Origin of the sequence: Fusobacterium perfoetens ATCC 29250 (assembly GCF_000622245.1) — a bacterium.
GTDB classification, from domain to species: domain Bacteria; phylum Fusobacteriota; class Fusobacteriia; order Fusobacteriales; family Fusobacteriaceae; genus Fusobacterium_B; species Fusobacterium_B perfoetens.
This window is the reverse complement of sequence record NZ_JHXW01000013.1, coordinates 21,434-37,068: the sequence shown is the minus strand read 5'-3', so window position 1 is coordinate 37,068 and position 15,635 is coordinate 21,434. Positions and strand designations below refer to the sequence as shown.

Below are 15,635 nucleotides of genomic sequence, written 5' to 3'. Positions count from 1 at the left end.
AATACTAATAGCTTATTAAATATTAAAAACATATATATTATTCTAAATTATATTCTTTTGCTAGTTCTTTTGCTATTCTAATAAATTCTTTACCATTAAATGATAATTTTTTCTTTTTTAAATAACTTAATGAAATTGTAAAATTATTTTCTGGGATTTGGATTGAAAAATAATAATTTTTTTCTTCAAAATTTCCTCTATTTTTTTCTCTTAATGGTGTAGTAATAAATATTTTAGGAATAATAATTATTCCTAATCCTTCTTCACATAAAGATAACATTGTTTCTATATTTGAAATATTTATGTGAACATTTGGCTTTATTTTTCTTTCTTTAAAAATATCATCAAAAACTTTTCCAGCATAAGTTTTTGAATCCATTTTTATAAAAGGACATTGTTTTAATAAATTAAAATCTAAATTTTTTTGAAATTCTTTCATAATCTTTCCTTCTTTATTAGGAAAATATTTTTCAAGTATTTTTTTAGGAATTACTATAAGAAATTCTTCTTTACAAAAAAATACACTAGTTATTGCTGTTATATCACTTGGAGTAAATCCAATTATAATATCAACTTTTCCTTTATATAAAGCTTCTTCTAACTTTTTTGAAGAACTCTCTTGAAAAATATTTATTTTAGTAAAAGGATACTCTTCTTGAAATTTTTTTATTATAAATGGCAATATTAAAGATCCTCTTGAAATTGTCGCTCCTATTGTTATTTCATCTATTATATTATTTTTTATATTATTCATTTCTGTTTCTAAAATGCTTTTTGTTTCGAATATCTCTTTTGCCCTAATATACAAACATTTTCCAGCTGGAGTTAAAGTTATTGGATTATTTCTATCAAATAACCTTATATTAAAATATTTTTCCAATTTTGCTATATGAACACTCAAAGATTGTTGTGAAATATATAATTTATTCGCTGCTTTAGTAAAATTTAATTCTTCTGCTAATAAAAGAAAGTATTCTAAATTTGTAAAATTCATATTTACTCCTTATTTATTTTTATTTTTCCTCTCTCTAATTTAGTTAAAAACTCAAATCCTTCTTTTGTTATTAAGATTGTATCAGAATGTCTAATTCCATATTCTTTCATCATTATCCCTGGTTCTATAGTTAATATCATATTTTCTTTCAATACTTCCTTATTTCCTAAAGTAATAGATGGAAATCCATGAGTTGATAAACCAATTCCATGTCCTATTCTTCCAGGTAAAAATTTATTAAATCCTTTTTCTCTAAAAATTTTTATTGCTTCTATATATAAATTTTCAATTATAATATTTGGTTTTATCATGGAAAATACTTTTTCTCTTACTTCCAAAACTGTTTCATAAAGTTTATTTTTTTCTTCTGTTAATTCTTCAATAAAAATTGTTCTTTCTGTTTCTGCTGCATATCCACCTATTCTTGCCCATGCCATAGGCAAAACCAAATCTCCACTCTTCACTTTATAATTTATAGGACAATCACATCCATATATTATCCTTTCATTTGACATACACCATACATTTAAAGAATCAATTTGTCCATTTTCTTTACTTCCAAAACCACTTATTTCATAATCAAAATATTTTTCTTGCCATTTTTTTCTCATTTTATAATGTGCTTCTGTACAAGCTTCCATTTCTGAATATCCTTTTTCAAGAAAGTTTATTACTGTTTGAACCCCTAAATCACTTAATTCAGCAGCTTTTTTTATACAAGCAATCTCATAAATATCTTTTATCATTCTTTGATATTTTATAAATTCTGTAATATCAAAAATATTTTCAATATTTAATTTTTCTTTTAATTCAAAGAATGTCTTTAAATTAAAGCTTTCCATTTCTATACCAAGTTTTATTTTTTTCATTCCTAAAATTTTTAGTATTGCTTCTTGAAAAGTTCTTCCAATAACTTCTGTTTCTCCCCAAAATCCATAAAATAACATTTTACCATATAAATCTTTTGTTCCTTTAGCATGAAATTCTCTTATAGAATGTAATAGTATTATACATTCTCCGTTATCTTTTATTATTACAAAAGGAGGATTACTGTATAAAATAGGATTAAAATTAGTATAATAGAATATGTTTTCAGGATTATTTATTATAATAAAATTTATATTTTTATCTTTCATAAATTTTGTTAAGTTTTCTATTCTTTTCTTTATACACTCTATTAATATACTCATAACAATCCCTTTCTTTATTAATTTATTATAGATAAATTATATCATATGTTAAAAAGATGTCAATTATTTCATCTTTATCTTTTATTTATATTAACTTTTATTTTTTTATATGTTATAATTTAATTATATTTTATTTATTAGGAGATTATAATGAAAAAAAATACTTATATACTAACAGAAGGAAATATAAAATCTCAACTTATATATTTAGCTCTTCCTCTTTTGATAGGAAATATTTTCCAACAATTCTATAATCTAGTTGATACAATTATTGTAGGAAAATATATTGGTGAAAATGCCTTTGCTGCCTTAGGAATAGCTGGAAGTGTTATGAATCTTTTTATTTTCTTAATAGGTGGATGTTGTACAGGAGTATCCATTATACTTTCTACTTTTTATGGAAAACAAGATTTAGCCTCCTATAGAAAAGAATCTTTTTTGGCTTTAACATTTGGTTTAATATTTACAATAAGTTTAAGTATAATTTCTATTATATTGTTATCTAGTATTTTAAACATCATTAATACTCCAGAAGAATTAACTATGTATGTTACTCAATATTTAGTTGTAATATTTATAGGCTTATTTGTTACTTTTTTATATAATTTATTTGCTTCACAATTAAGGTCAATGGGAAATACAAAATATGCTCTTATTTTCTTAATTATTTCTATGATTTGTAATATTTTTTTAGATATTATTTTTATAAAATTTTTAAATTTAGGAATAGCTGGAGCTGGTTGGGCAACTGTAATTTCTCAAGGAATATCTGCTTTTCTATGTTTTATTTATCTAAGAAAAAATTTCTCTGAATGTATTATTTCTAAAAATGATATGAAATATGATAGTGAACTTCTTAAAAAAACTATTTATTTTTCTTCAATTTCGGCCTTACATCAATCTAGTCTTTATATAGGTAAAATATTAGTTCAAGGAGCTGTAAATACTCTAGGAACTTTTGGTATAGCTGCTTATACAGCTACTAGTAGAATAGAAGGAATAGCTAATACCTTTGCTATAAGTGGTACTGAAGCTATTTCTGTTTTTATTGCTCAAAATATAGGAGCTGGAAATAAAAAAAGAGCTTATGATGGATTTAAAATTAGTCTTATTTTAATGTATTCTTTAGGAATTATAATGGCTTTATTTATGTATATAGGAGCTAACCCTTTTATAAAAATGTTACTTGAAAATGCAAATGAAGAAACTGTTAATAATGGAGTTGAATATTTAAAAATAATTTCTTATTTCTATATTCTATGTTTTAATGGAAGTGCTTTTGTTGGATATTTTAGAGGAACTAGTATTTTAAATATTCCATTTATAGGAACTACATTACAAATTATAATAAGAGTTGTTCTTTCATATTTCTTTATAGATTCTTTAAAACTTGGTGGAGTTGCTTGGGCTACAGGTATTGGTTGGATAGCTATTTCAAGTTTTCATATTTATAATTTCTTTAAAACTAAAGATAAAGTTTTTTAATATAAAATTAATAGAGGGTATTGAAAAATTTCAATACCCTCTAATTTATTTTTAATAGTTTTCGCTTCTTACTTCAAAGAATCCTTGCGCATATCCACAAACTTCACAACTTTCAGGAGCTTTTTTACCCATTACTAAATGACCACAGTTTATACATTCCCACATAGTTTCTTCTGATTTCTCAAATACTTTTTTCATTTCAACATTACTTAATAATTTTCTATATCTTTCTTCATGAGCTTTTTCTATTTTTGCTACAGCTCTGAATTTTAATGCTAAATCATGGAATCCTTCTTCATCAGCTTCTCTAGCAAATTTATCATACATATCTGTCCATTCGTAGTTTTCTCCTTCAGCTGCATGTAATAAGTTCTCACTAGTATCTCCTAACATTCCTAATTCTTTAAACCATAATTTTGAATGTTCTCTTTCATTGTCAGCAGTTTTTATAAATAAATTATGAATTTGCTCATATCCTTCAGCTTTTGCAACACTAGCAAAGAAAGTATATTTATTTCTAGCCATTGATTCTCCTGCTAAAGCTTCTAAAAGATTTTTTTCTGTTTTAGTTCCTGAATATTTATTTTTTCCTTCTTCTTTTTTCTCTACTATTTCTTCAAATACAGAAGCTGGTTGTTTACAGATTGGACATACAAAGTCTTCTGTTAACTCTCCTTCATGAATATAATTACATATTGTACAACGATATTTTTTCATTTTTTTCCCTCCTAATTGATTACTTTTATTAAAATAAATAGTGTGTAGCATTTCTTTTGCTATATCACTTAACGGTTCCTTATAAAATTCTTTATATAAAGTTATTATTTCCTCATTTTCATGACTTGTTCTAATTTTTAACTGAGAATCTCTATTATAAATGCTTTCTATTCTCTTTAATCTAGCTTTATCCATGTCTCCATCTTTTGGTTTTGGTTGTCCTCCTCCACCAATACATCCACCTGGACAAGTCATAACCTCTATAAAATGATATTTCTTATCTAATTTATCTAAACTTTCAATAAATTTTCCAGCATTATCAGTTCCATAAATAACAGCTATATTTAATTCTAAATCTCCTATTTTTAAAGAAGCTTCTTTTACTCCTTTCATTCCTCTTATTTCTGTTAAATTATAAAGTTCTTGAGGAGGATTTGTTTTAGTTATATAATAATAAGCTGTTCTTAAGGCTGCTTCCATAACTCCACCTGTATTGGCAAATATTACTCCAGCTCCGGAAGCTTTACCCATTAAATTATCATATGAACTTTCCTCTAAAACATTGAAATCAATATTTTCCTCTTTAGCCCACAAAGCTAGTTCTCTAGTTGTAATAACAAAGTCCATATCTCTCATATCATCAATTTTATGATATCTTGCTGAAGCATTCATTTCATCTCTTTTTATCTCTGATTTCTTAGCAGTACAAGGTGTTACTGCCACATTTACTATTTTTTTAGGATCTAATCCCATTTTACTAGCAAAATATGTTTTTATAGTCGGTCCTTGCATTCCTATTGGACTTTTAGCTGTAGATATATTAGGTAATATTTCAGGATAAAAAATTTCAGCATATTTTATCCAAGCTGGACAACAACTTGTAAACTGAGGTAATACTTTTTTCTTTGTTATTCTATCAATCAATTCACTAGCTTCCTCTATTATAGTTAAGTCAGCAGAAAAGTTAGTATCTAAGACATAACTTCCTCCTAATTTTCTTAATAAGGAAACCATCTTTCCTTCAATAAAACTTCCTTCTTCTAAATTGAATTCCTCTCCTAAAGAAACTCTTACAGCTGGTGATGTAGAAAAGATTACAATATTATCTTTATCTTTTATAATCTCTTTTAATTTTTTATAATCATATTTTTCTGTTATACTAGAAGTTGGACATACATTTGAACATTGCCCACAATCTATACAAATAGCTTCATCATTTGTATTTTTTAGAGAATATCTATTATTTACTCCTATATAATTATTACAAATTTCCTTACACAAACCACATTTTACACATTTCTCTTCATCTCTCATTATAGAAAAATTATTTTTTTCTATAGCTACTCTTATGTCCGTAGATAAGTGTTTTCCCATGATTCCTCCTAAACTTCAAAATTGTAATCATTTCATATTTGTAAATATATGATAACATTTTTTATAAAAAAATGCAAGTTTTTTTTATTAAAATGTTATTTTATTTTATTTTTACAAAAAGACTGTTTTCATTATTTTTTTAGTAAATCAATAATTTATAACAGTCTTTTCTATTTTCATTCTATAATTTTAAAAAGATTTTTTAAAGTTTATGATTGGTAAAACTGGTAAAATTCCATTAGCAGCATAATTTATAAATCCAACTTGAATTCCATCTAAATTTTGTGTAGCATTTACAAAACCTAATTGAATTCCTCCTACTGATTGTGAATAGTTTACAAGTCCTAATTGTACCATAGCTCTTCCTTCAACATAGTTTACTCCACCAAAGTTAAATGTAGAGTCTCCTCCAACAGTATTAACTATTCCTAAAGTTCCTCCATTTAAATTTCCTTGTATATCATTCCATAAAGATATAGAAACCCCTTCCATATTTCCACCAACTCTAAAAGCTTCTAATCCAAATATAGGAAAATGTACACCACTAAAATTTCCATTAATTTTTCTATATCCAACTAATGATATATCTAATCCTGACATATTTTGGTTTTCTGCTCCTAATAAGTTAAAACTAAAATTTGTTATTGTATCATATTTTGTTGCTCCAAATTGTATTCCTGGAGCTATAGAAAATTGAGGTCCAGCCCCAAAAGCTATTGAAGAGGCTAAAGTCAATCCTGCTAAAAATAATTTTGTATTCATATAATATACCTCCTTATAAGTTATATTACATTATACTATATTTTCAAATAAAAAAAAAGAGACTCCTAAAAGTCTCTTAATTTTATTTTAATTATACTAAAGCTATTATAGCTAGTTCAGCAGAGTCACCTTTTCTTACAGAAGTTTTAATTATTCTAGTATATCCACCATTTCTCTCAGCATATTTTGGTGCTAAATCATTGAATAATTTTGCTACTGCTTCTTCATCTCTTAAGAAAGCAAAAGCTCTTCTTCTGTCAGCTAAAGTTCCTTTTTTACCTAAAGTTATCATTCTTTCAGCAAATTTTCTAAGTTCTTTAGCTCTAGTAACTGTAGTTTCTAATTTTTCTTCTTTTACTAATGAGATTGTTAAGTTTTTAAGCATAGCCATTCTGTGGTCAGCTCTTCTTCCTAACTTTCTATATGATTTATTGTGATTCATTAGTTAGCTTCCTCCTCATCGATATTATTCAGAATATTCATTCTGATTAAGGTCAAATCCTAATTCTTTCATTTTTTCAAGGATTTCGTCAAGAGATTTTCTTCCAAGATTTTTTATTTTTAGAAGGTCATTCATACTTAATCTAGCAAGTTGTCCAACTTCTTCTATTCCAGCTTTCTTTAAACAGTTAAATGATCTAACTGTTAAGTCTAACTCTTCTATCTTAGTTTCTAAAATATTTCCATCTTTTTCTTGTTTTTCTACTTCTTCTTCCTCTTCTTCAGATTCATCTCTTAAATATTCCATTCTATTTCCTAAATCTAAGAAAGGATTTAAATATAGTTTTAGAAGTTCAACTGCATAAGAAACAGTATCTCTTATAGCAACACTTCCATCTGTTTCTATATTAATTATTAATTTGTCAAAGTCTGTCATTCTTCCAACCATAGTTGCTTCAACAGAGTAAGATACTTTTCTAATTGGTGTATATATAGCATCTACTGCTATATATCCAATTGGCCAATCTTTTTTATCTATATCTTCTGATACTATAAATCCTTCTCCAACATCTACTAAAAATTCCATTTCAACTTCTCTATCTGTAGTTATTGTACAGATAACTTGATCAGGATTAACTATTTCTAGTCCAATATCAGGAATAATATCAGCTGCTGTAACTATTTTTGGCCCTTTAACAGAAAGAGTCATTTTTCTCTCTCCAACAGATTCTGTTTTAACTACTATTTCTTTTATGTTAAGGATAATATCTGTAACAGGTTCTTTTACCCCTTCCATAACTGAAAATTCGCTAGAAACACCCTCAATTTTGACACCTTTTATTGCTGCACCAGGTATAGAAGAAAGTAAAACTCTTCTTAGAGCATTTCCAATTGTATTTCCATACCCTCTATATAAAGGTTCAATTATATATTGTCCTTTAAATTCACTCTCTTTTACTTCTGTTATGTTTATACCTCTAGCATGTTTTTCAATTTTTAACATTTGATCAACTCCTATTAAAAGGCTTATTATCTAGAATAGAACTCAACTATTAAGGCTTCATCTAAATCAAAGTCTAAATCTTCTTTTGTTGGATTTTGAAGAACTTTACCAGCAAATGCTGCTCTATCTAATTCTAACCAAGCTGGTACTGTAGCTCCTTCGATAGCTTCTTTTATTATTTCTATATTTTTAGAATTTTCGATTACAGATATAACATCTCCTACTTTTACTCTGTAAGAAGCAATGTTTACTCTTCTTCTATTTACAGCGATATGTCCGTGAGAAACGATTTGTCTAGCTTGTCTTCTAGTTTTTGCAAATCCTAATCTGTAAACAACGTTTTCTAATCTTCTTTCTAAGAATTCAACTAAAACTAAACCTGTTACTCCATCTTTTCTAGTTGCTTCTTCATAAAGTTTTCTGAATTGATTTTCCATTACATTATATATAAATCTAGCTTTTTGTTTTTCTCTTAATTGTACTGCATATTCTGTAGGTTTTTTATTTGCATTTGGTCTGAACCCTCTTTTTGAAGTTTTGTTTACTCCTAAAATCATAGGCTCAATTCCAAGTGCTCTACATTTTTTTAATATAGGCTGTCTATTTCTTGCCATTTCTCGAATATTCCTCCTTACTTTTTTCTCATACTTAAATAAATATTAAGTGACTACACTCTTCTTCTTTTTGGTGGTCTACATCCATTGTGTGGAACTGGTGTTACATCAGTTATTTTTGTAACTTCTAATCCAGCTGCTTGTAATGATCTTACACAAGCTTCTCTTCCTGAACCAGGTCCTTTTACTTTAACTTCAACTTTTTTCATTCCATTTTCCATAGCTATTCCAGCTGCTTGTTCTGCTGCAATTTGAGCTGCAAATGGAGTTCCTTTTTTAGTTCCTTTGAAACCTGAAGTTCCACCTGATTTCCAACTTACTACTCTTCCTTCTGGGTCAGTAATAGCAATAATTGTGTTATTGAATGTTGAATGTATATGAGCTACTCCGCTAGGAATATTTTTTAATTTCTTTTTAACTTTAGCTACTTTTTTAGCCAATTGAGCTCCCTCCTTACTCCTAATTCTCTCTTCATCTAAAATATGACATAATTAACTTTTAAGTTAATCTTATTTTTTTACCATTTTTTTAGGACCTTTTCTAGTTCTAGCATTAGTCTTAGATCTTTGTCCTCTTACTGGTAAGTTCATTTTGTGTCTTAATCCTCTGTAGCATCTAATGTCTAAAAGTCTTTTTATAGAAAGTCTAACTTCTTTTCTTAAGTCTCCTTCTACTTTTAATCCATCAATGATACCTCTAATTTTGTTTAATTCTTCTTCAGTTAAGTCCTTTACTCTTGTGTCAAAATTAACTCCTGCTTGAGTTAAAATGTCTTGAGAAGTTTTTCTTCCAATTCCATAGATATAAGTTAAAGATATTTCTACTCTCTTATTTCTAGGAATGTCTACTCCAGCGATTCTAGCCAAATCTGATTCCTCCTATTCACAAAAATTTTTATATATTCGCTAACATCTGTGGTTAGCCAACACTTTCCTCGATATGCCTTAGAATAACCTAAGAAAAGGCCCTACAGCCACACATATCTTTACAGTACTTCCAATGTCAGTACTAAATTTGTTCCTGTTAGTAAAATAATCTAGTTTCCAAATAAGTTTATTAATTATCCTTGAACTTGTTTATGTTTTGGATTTTCACAAATAACTCTTATTTTACCATGTCTTCTGATTACTTTACATTTGTCACAAATAGGTTTAATTGATGTTCTTACTTTCATCTCTACCTCCTTTTTCGTGATGTAAAAAAACTATTTTTTTCTATAAACTATTCTTCCTCTAGATAAATCATATGGAGAAATTTGAACTGTTACCTTGTCTCCAGGTAATATTTTTATATAGTTCATTCTCATTTTTCCTGAAATATGACCTAGAATAGTATGCCCATTCTCTAATTTAATTTGAAACATCGCATTTGGAAGGGCTTCTAAAATAGTTCCTTCTAATTCGATAACATCCTTTTTTGACATATCTCCTCCTATCGAACAGAAATTCATAATATGATACCATATTTTACACTAAAAGTCTACACTTTTTTTATATTTTTTAAAAAATTTTTTAATCTAATTTACTAAGTACCAATGGTTTTCCATTTACTATAGCTATAGAATGTTCAAAATGAGCTGATTTTTTTCCATCTCTTGTTACTACTGTCCAACCATCATTTAACATTCCAATTTTATAACTTCCCATATTAACCATAGGCTCTATAGCTAAAACCATTCCTTCTTCTATTTTTATTCCTCTTCCTTTTCTTCCATAGTTTGCTACACAAGGGTCTTCATGCATTTCTTTTCCTACCCCATGTCCTGCATAATCTCTCACTACAGAAAAACCATTCTTCTCTACAAAAGATTGGATAGCATGTCCTATATCTCCTAATCTATTTCCTACCACTGCCATTTCTATCCCTATTTCTCTTGCTTTTTCAGTTACTTCTAATAATTTTTTAGTTTCTGAATCAATTTCTCCAACAGGATAAGTTATAGCGGCATCTCCATAAAATCCATCTAATATAGTTACAGTATCTATACTAACTATATCTCCCTCTTTTAATATTATTTTTTCACTAGGAATTCCATGGACTACTACTTCATTTACAGATATACAAGTTGCTGCAGGAAATGGTCCATAAGGTCCCGGAACTCCAATACAACCTGGAATAGCTCCTTGTGACCTAATATAATCATCTACTATTTTATCTATTTCTTTGGTAGAAATTCCTGGTTTAATATGAGGAGGTAATATTTCTTTGTATAATCTAGCTATTATTTGATTGGCTTTTTTTATTCCTTCTATTTCTTCAGGAGTTTTTATTATAACTGCCATATTCCATCCTTTCTTCTATAAAATTTATCCTAAAATATTAAATATTTCTTTTGTTATTTCATCTATTTCTTTTGTTCCATCAATATCAGCTAAAATTCCTCTTTCCATATAGAAATCAAATAATGGTGCTGTTTGTGCATGATATTCATTTAATCTTTTTCCTACTGTTTCAGCTGAGTCATCTTTTCTTTGAACTAACTCTCCACCACAGAAATCACAAACTCCTTCTACTTTTGGTGGATTAAACTCAACATGGAAAGAAGCTCCACAATCTTTACATACTCTTCTTCCTACTACTCTTCCTACGATTAATTCATCTGGTACATTTAAAGAAATTACTTTGTCTAATTTTATATTCATTTCTTTCATTAAAGCTTCTAAAGCTTCAGCTTGAGCTATAGTTCTTGGGAATCCATCTAAGATAAATCCTTTTTTACAATCATCTTTTGCTAATCTGTCTTTTATTATTCCTATAATTATTTCATCAGAAACTAATTTTCCAGCCTCCATACAAGCTTTAGCTTCTAATCCCATAGGAGTTCCCTCTTTTACTGCTGCTCTTAATATATCCCCTGTAGAAATTTGAGGAATTCCATACTTTTCTATAATATATTTTGCTTGAGTTCCTTTTCCAGCTCCTGGTGCTCCAAATAACATGATATTCATACTATCATCTCCTTCTATTTTTATTATTTTTCTATTAACTCTCTTATTATACTACAGTTTTTAAAAAAAATATATATTTTTCAATATTTTTTAAAGCAATTTATTTTATCAAAAATAAAAATGCACTACACAATTTCTTATTTTGGGTAGTGCATTATAAATTAGATTATTTTACAACAATATTTACTATTTTTTTAGGAATAACTATTACTTTTACTATTGTTTTTCCTTCAACATGTTTTTGAACATTTTCAATTTCAAAAGCAGCTTTTTCTACTTCTTCTTTAGTTGCATTTACATCTATTACTAAAGAACCTCTAACTTTTCCATTTACTTGAACAGCTATTGTTACTTCATCAGCTACAATTAATTTTTCATCATATTGAGGCCATTCAGAATTAAATAAGAATCCTTTTTCTCCTATTTCTTTCCATAACTCATCACAGAAATGTGGAGTAAATGGAGAAAGCATTATTATAATATTTTCTATTACTTGTCCAAATATTTTTTTAGATTCTGTAGTTTCTTTTTCTGTTCCTAATATATTAGCTCTATATTCATAAACATCATTTATTAATTCCATTGTTCCTGCAATAGCAGTATTAAAGTGATAATTGTCTTCTATTGAGTCTGTTATTTTCTTGATAGTTTGATGTAATTTTCTTATTAATCCTTTATCTTCTTTAGAAATTTTAGAATAATCTATTTTTTCATCACTAATAAACTCTTTATTTTCTATAACAATTCTCCAAACTCTATTTAAAAATCTTACTGCTCCTGCTAATCCATTTTCATTCCATTCTAATTCTTTTTCAGGTGGAGCTGTAAACATTATAAATAATCTTGTAGCATCAGCTCCATATTTATCCATAATTTCTTCAGGGTCTACACCATTATTTTTAGATTTAGACATTTTTTCCATCTTAACAACTAGCTCTTCTCCAGTAGTTTTTAAGAATGCTTTTTCTCCTTTTACTTCAACTTCTTCAGCAAAAACAAATCTATTTTCAGTTGGTGAATAATAAGAATCAGAAAGTACCATACCTTGAGTTAATAATCTCTTGAATGGTTCATTAGCTGTTACTAATCCTAAATCTCTTAATGCTTTATAGAAGAATCTTGCATATAATAAGTGCATTACAGCATGTTCTACTCCACCAATATATTGGTCAACAGAAGTCCAAGCATCTGCTTTTTCTTTATCAAATGGTAAATTTGTATTTTTAGGGTCACAATATCTTAAATAGTACCAAGAAGAATCTACGAAAGTATCCATTGTATCAGTTTCTCTTCTTGCTGGTCCTCCACAAACTGGACAAACAGCATGTTTATATTCTTCTGATGTTTCTATTGGATTTCCATTTCCTGTAAATTTAACATCTGTAGGTAATTCTACTGGAAGATTTTCATCTTTTTCCATAACCATTCCACATTTATCACAATATAATACAGGAATAGGTGTTCCCCAATATCTTTGTCTTGAGATTCCCCAATCTTTTAATCTATATTTTACAGTTTTTTCTCCATATCCTTTTTCTTGAACATAGTCTGCTATTTTTTCTAAAGCTTCTTTTGAATTTAGACCATTAAATTCTCCTGAATTTACCATTACTCCTACTTCTGTAAAGGCTTCTGTCATATTTTCAGGATTTAATATTTCTTCTTGTCCTATTGGGTTTATTACAACCTTCATTGGAAGATTATATTTTTTAGCAAAAGCAAAGTCTCTTTCGTCATGAGTAGGTACTGCCATTACTGCTCCTGTACCATAATTCATTAATACATAATCAGCTATCCATAAAGGAACTTTATCTCCTGTAACTGGATTTATTACATGCCAACCAGTAGCTATTCCATTTTTCTCTTTACCTTCAGCAGTTCTTTCAATTATATCCATATTTCTCATATTATTAACTGCTTCTTTTATAGAAGGATTTACTTCTATTACTTTAGAAACTATTGGATGTTCAGGAGCTACAACACAATATGTTACTCCATGAATAGTATCTATTCTTGTTGTAAACATAGGTAATTTTTCACCAGTTTCAGCAACTGTAAATACTATTTCAGTACCAAAAGATTTTCCTATCCAGTTCTTTTGCATTGTTAATACTTTTTCAGGCCATCCTTCTCTTAATTCCTCATGACCTGTTAATAATTCTTCTGCATAATCTGTTATTTTAAAGAACCATTGCTCTAAATCTTTTTGAATTACTTGAGTATTTGAATGTCTCCAACATTTTCCATCTTCAACTTGTTCATTAGCTAATACAGTTTGACATTCTGGACACCAGTTTACTGTAGATACTTTTTTATATACTAATCCTTTTTCATAAAGTTTTTTGAATATCCATTGATTCCATCTATAATATTCTTTAGTATATGTTGCTACTTCTCTATCCCAATCATATGAAAGTCCCATTAATTTTAATTGTCTTTTCATATTTTCAATATTTGATTTTGTCCATATAGCTGGATGTGCTCCATGTTGTATAGCTGCGTTTTCAGCTGGTAATCCAAATGAATCCCATCCCATTGGATGAAGAACATTATACCCTTTCATTCTTTTATATCTAGCTATTACATCTCCTATTGTATAGTTTCTAGCATGTCCTACATGTAATTTTCCAGATGGATAAGGCAACATTACAAGTACATAATAATTCTCTTTTCCTTCTACTTTATCTTCTGTTTTAAAGAGTACATTATTTTCCCACTTTACTTGCCATTTTTTTTCAATTTCTTTGAAATTATACTCTTTCATCTTTTCCCCTTTCTCTCTATTTTTATTTTTAGATATTTCTAAATTCATTTAACCATTTTTTTACTTTATTTTTTATTCTTTGATATGTATTATCTATTACTTTTGGAGATTTATTTAAAATCTTAGCTATTTCACCATAATTATAACCCTGTATTAACTTTTCTAATACTTTTTTTTCTAAATCACTAAAATGTTCTTTAGTATATTCTCTAAATTCTTCCATTAACTCTTTATATATATATATTTCTTCTGCATTAGGAGATCTCTCCACATAATTATTATCTATATATCCTGCTTCTAAATCATTATTTAAATTATTAATAAACTTATTCTTTTTACTATTTGAAGATTTTATAGCTGATATAATTTGTCTTCTCATACACATTATAACAAAAGTTTTAAAAGAAGCTTCTCTTTCACTATCATAACTTTTTATTCCTTTTAAAAGTCCTATTATCCCTTCTTGTATTAAATCCTCTCTTTCTCCATCAGCAAGATAATATCCCTTAGTATTCATATAAATATATTTTTCATATTTTTTTAAAAGAATCTCAAAACTTTCGTTATCACCAGCTTTTGCCTTCATCAAAATATTTAATTCTGATGCATCCATCCCCACACCTCATTATTTTTAGTATATATCCTTTGCTACTTCTGCCAAAAGTATTCCTCCTGCAACAGAAACATTTAGAGAATTTATTTTTCCATACATTGGAATTTTTACCAAAATATCGCAATTTTCTTTAACTTTTTTTCTAATTCCAAAGCCTTCACTACCTAATACTACAACAGTTTTATTAGGATATCTTTCTTCAAAATATTTTTTTTCTCCATCACCTTCAGCTCCATAAACCCAATATCCTAATTTTTTTAATCCTTTTAAAGCTTCTGTTATATTAGTAACTTTAACTATATCAACATATTCTATAGCTCCTGTTGAAGTTTTTATTACAGTTTCATTTATGCTTACAGAATTTCTTTCTGGAATAATTATCCCTGAAACTCCAAAAATTTCAGCACTTCTTATTATAGCCCCAAAATTTCTAGGGTCTTGAACTCCATCAAGTACTAATATAATATCTTTTTCTTTAGGAGCAATTTTTTCTAAAAATTCACCAAATTCTCTATAATAATCATAAGAACTAATATAAGCTATTACTCCTTGAGAATTTTCTAATTTCTTTTTTATATATTGAACTTTTATATTTCTTTCAGAAGCTTTTTTTCTAATAATATTTGCCTTTTCTTCTTTTATCCCTTGAAATATTTCTATTTTTTCAATATTTTTCTCTTTATTTTCTAATATTTCCATTACTGGATTTATTCCTATTATTTTCTCCATA

The 15,635-nt window shown here is 27.5% G+C and carries 17 protein-coding genes and 1 pseudogene; 1 reads left to right on the top strand and 17 read right to left on the bottom strand.

From position 1 onward, the window contains the following. Nucleotides 1–37 precede the first annotated feature (37 nt). Together T364_RS0105820 and T364_RS0105815 are read right to left on the bottom strand one after the other, a co-directional pair. Nucleotides 38–994, bottom strand: a complete 957-nt coding sequence (locus T364_RS0105820) for a LysR substrate-binding domain-containing protein (RefSeq protein ID WP_027128741.1) — start codon at nt 992–994, stop codon at nt 38–40. Between the two features lie 2 nt (nt 995–996). Then, a complete protein-coding gene (locus T364_RS0105815; RefSeq protein ID WP_027128740.1) occupies nt 997–2,184 on the bottom strand; it encodes a M24 family metallopeptidase in 1,188 nt (395 codons plus the stop codon). Nucleotides 2,185–2,334: 150 nt separating this feature from the next. Between T364_RS0105815 and T364_RS0105810 the strand changes: the two genes are divergently transcribed. Further along, nucleotides 2,335–3,669 (top strand): MATE family efflux transporter, encoded by a 1,335-nt coding sequence (locus tag T364_RS0105810; RefSeq protein ID WP_035945438.1) that lies wholly within the window; start codon nt 2,335–2,337, stop codon nt 3,667–3,669. A gap of 51 nt (nt 3,670–3,720) precedes the next feature. Here T364_RS0105810 and rbr read toward each other — a convergent pair whose 3' ends face one another. From rbr to rlmB, 15 genes and pseudogenes are all read right to left on the bottom strand, one after another. Next, a complete protein-coding gene (gene rbr, locus T364_RS11285) occupies nt 3,721–4,281 on the bottom strand; it encodes a rubrerythrin (protein WP_276846593.1) in 561 nt (186 codons plus the stop codon). 15 nt (nt 4,282–4,296) lie between these two features. After that, nucleotides 4,297–5,700 (bottom strand): annotated as a pseudogene (locus T364_RS11280) ([FeFe] hydrogenase, group A); the annotation flags it as partial. 249 nt (nt 5,701–5,949) lie between these two features. Further along, nucleotides 5,950–6,522 (bottom strand): hypothetical protein, encoded by a 573-nt coding sequence (locus tag T364_RS10565; protein ID WP_051532665.1) that lies wholly within the window; start codon nt 6,520–6,522, stop codon nt 5,950–5,952. A 91-nt stretch (nt 6,523–6,613) separates the two neighbouring features. Continuing rightward, a complete protein-coding gene (gene rplQ, locus T364_RS0105795) occupies nt 6,614–6,964 on the bottom strand; it encodes a 50S ribosomal protein L17 (protein WP_027128737.1) in 351 nt (116 codons plus the stop codon). Between the two features lie 24 nt (nt 6,965–6,988). Further along, complete coding sequence (locus tag T364_RS0105790; RefSeq protein WP_027128736.1) at nt 6,989–7,966, bottom strand: DNA-directed RNA polymerase subunit alpha; 978 nt, start codon at nt 7,964–7,966, stop codon at nt 6,989–6,991. 26 nt (nt 7,967–7,992) lie between these two features. Next, the gene (gene rpsD / locus T364_RS0105785) at nt 7,993–8,580 is read right to left on the bottom strand and encodes a 30S ribosomal protein S4 (RefSeq protein ID WP_027128735.1); all 588 of its coding nucleotides are present in this window, start codon (nt 8,578–8,580) and stop codon (nt 7,993–7,995) included. 53 nt (nt 8,581–8,633) lie between these two features. Then, nucleotides 8,634–9,020 (bottom strand): 30S ribosomal protein S11, encoded by a 387-nt coding sequence (rpsK, locus tag T364_RS0105780; protein WP_027128734.1) that lies wholly within the window; start codon nt 9,018–9,020, stop codon nt 8,634–8,636. Between the two features lie 69 nt (nt 9,021–9,089). Further along, nucleotides 9,090–9,446 (bottom strand): 30S ribosomal protein S13, encoded by a 357-nt coding sequence (gene rpsM, locus T364_RS0105775; RefSeq protein WP_027128733.1) that lies wholly within the window; start codon nt 9,444–9,446, stop codon nt 9,090–9,092. 194 nt (nt 9,447–9,640) lie between these two features. Next, nucleotides 9,641–9,754, bottom strand: a complete 114-nt coding sequence (rpmJ, locus tag T364_RS0105770; protein ID WP_027128732.1) for a 50S ribosomal protein L36 — start codon at nt 9,752–9,754, stop codon at nt 9,641–9,643. Between the two features lie 30 nt (nt 9,755–9,784). Beyond that, nucleotides 9,785–10,003 (bottom strand): translation initiation factor IF-1, encoded by a 219-nt coding sequence (infA, locus tag T364_RS0105765; RefSeq protein ID WP_027128731.1) that lies wholly within the window; start codon nt 10,001–10,003, stop codon nt 9,785–9,787. 88 nt (nt 10,004–10,091) lie between these two features. Beyond that, on the bottom strand, nt 10,092–10,862 hold the full coding sequence (gene map / locus T364_RS0105760) for a type I methionyl aminopeptidase (RefSeq protein WP_027128730.1): 771 nt from the start codon (nt 10,860–10,862) through the stop codon (nt 10,092–10,094). 24 nt (nt 10,863–10,886) lie between these two features. Then, nucleotides 10,887–11,528, bottom strand: coding sequence for an adenylate kinase (locus tag T364_RS0105755; RefSeq protein WP_027128729.1), 642 nt, complete (start codon nt 11,526–11,528; stop codon nt 10,887–10,889). A gap of 166 nt (nt 11,529–11,694) precedes the next feature. After that, a complete protein-coding gene (gene leuS / locus T364_RS0105750; RefSeq protein ID WP_027128728.1) occupies nt 11,695–14,292 on the bottom strand; it encodes a leucine--tRNA ligase in 2,598 nt (865 codons plus the stop codon). Between the two features lie 28 nt (nt 14,293–14,320). Further along, nucleotides 14,321–14,905, bottom strand: a complete 585-nt coding sequence (locus T364_RS0105745) for a sigma-70 family RNA polymerase sigma factor (protein ID WP_027128727.1) — start codon at nt 14,903–14,905, stop codon at nt 14,321–14,323. Nucleotides 14,906–14,923: 18 nt separating this feature from the next. Continuing rightward, nucleotides 14,924–15,634, bottom strand: coding sequence for a 23S rRNA (guanosine(2251)-2'-O)-methyltransferase RlmB (rlmB, locus tag T364_RS0105740; protein ID WP_027128726.1), 711 nt, complete (start codon nt 15,632–15,634; stop codon nt 14,924–14,926). Nucleotide 15,635 lies beyond the last annotated feature (1 nt).

Excerpts from the sequence above, each read along its gene's own strand:
- rpmJ (WP_027128732.1), bottom strand. The coding sequence starts at position 9,754 with ATGAAAGTAAGAACATCAATTAAACCTATTTGTGACAAATGTAAAGTA.
- infA (WP_027128731.1), bottom strand. The coding sequence starts at position 10,003 with ATGTCAAAAAAGGATGTTATCGAATTAGAAGGAACTATTTTAGAAGCC.
- T364_RS0105745 (WP_027128727.1), bottom strand. The coding sequence starts at position 14,905 with ATGGATGCATCAGAATTAAATATTTTGATGAAGGCAAAAGCTGGTGAT.
- T364_RS10565 (WP_051532665.1), bottom strand. The coding sequence starts at position 6,522 with ATGAATACAAAATTATTTTTAGCAGGATTGACTTTAGCCTCTTCAATA.
- T364_RS0105815 (WP_027128740.1), bottom strand. The coding sequence starts at position 2,184 with ATGAGTATATTAATAGAGTGTATAAAGAAAAGAATAGAAAACTTAACA.
- T364_RS0105820 (WP_027128741.1), bottom strand. The coding sequence starts at position 994 with ATGAATTTTACAAATTTAGAATACTTTCTTTTATTAGCAGAAGAATTA.
- map (WP_027128730.1), bottom strand. The coding sequence starts at position 10,862 with ATGGCAGTTATAATAAAAACTCCTGAAGAAATAGAAGGAATAAAAAAA.
- T364_RS0105790 (WP_027128736.1), bottom strand. The coding sequence starts at position 7,966 with ATGTTAAAAATTGAAAAACATGCTAGAGGTATAAACATAACAGAAGTA.
- rplQ (WP_027128737.1), bottom strand. The coding sequence starts at position 6,964 with ATGAATCACAATAAATCATATAGAAAGTTAGGAAGAAGAGCTGACCAC.
- T364_RS0105810 (WP_035945438.1), top strand. The coding sequence starts at position 2,335 with ATGAAAAAAAATACTTATATACTAACAGAAGGAAATATAAAATCTCAA.
- rlmB (WP_027128726.1), bottom strand. The coding sequence starts at position 15,634 with ATGGAGAAAATAATAGGAATAAATCCAGTAATGGAAATATTAGAAAAT.
- rpsD (WP_027128735.1), bottom strand. The coding sequence starts at position 8,580 with ATGGCAAGAAATAGACAGCCTATATTAAAAAAATGTAGAGCACTTGGA.
- leuS (WP_027128728.1), bottom strand. The coding sequence starts at position 14,292 with ATGAAAGAGTATAATTTCAAAGAAATTGAAAAAAAATGGCAAGTAAAG.
- T364_RS0105755 (WP_027128729.1), bottom strand. The coding sequence starts at position 11,528 with ATGAATATCATGTTATTTGGAGCACCAGGAGCTGGAAAAGGAACTCAA.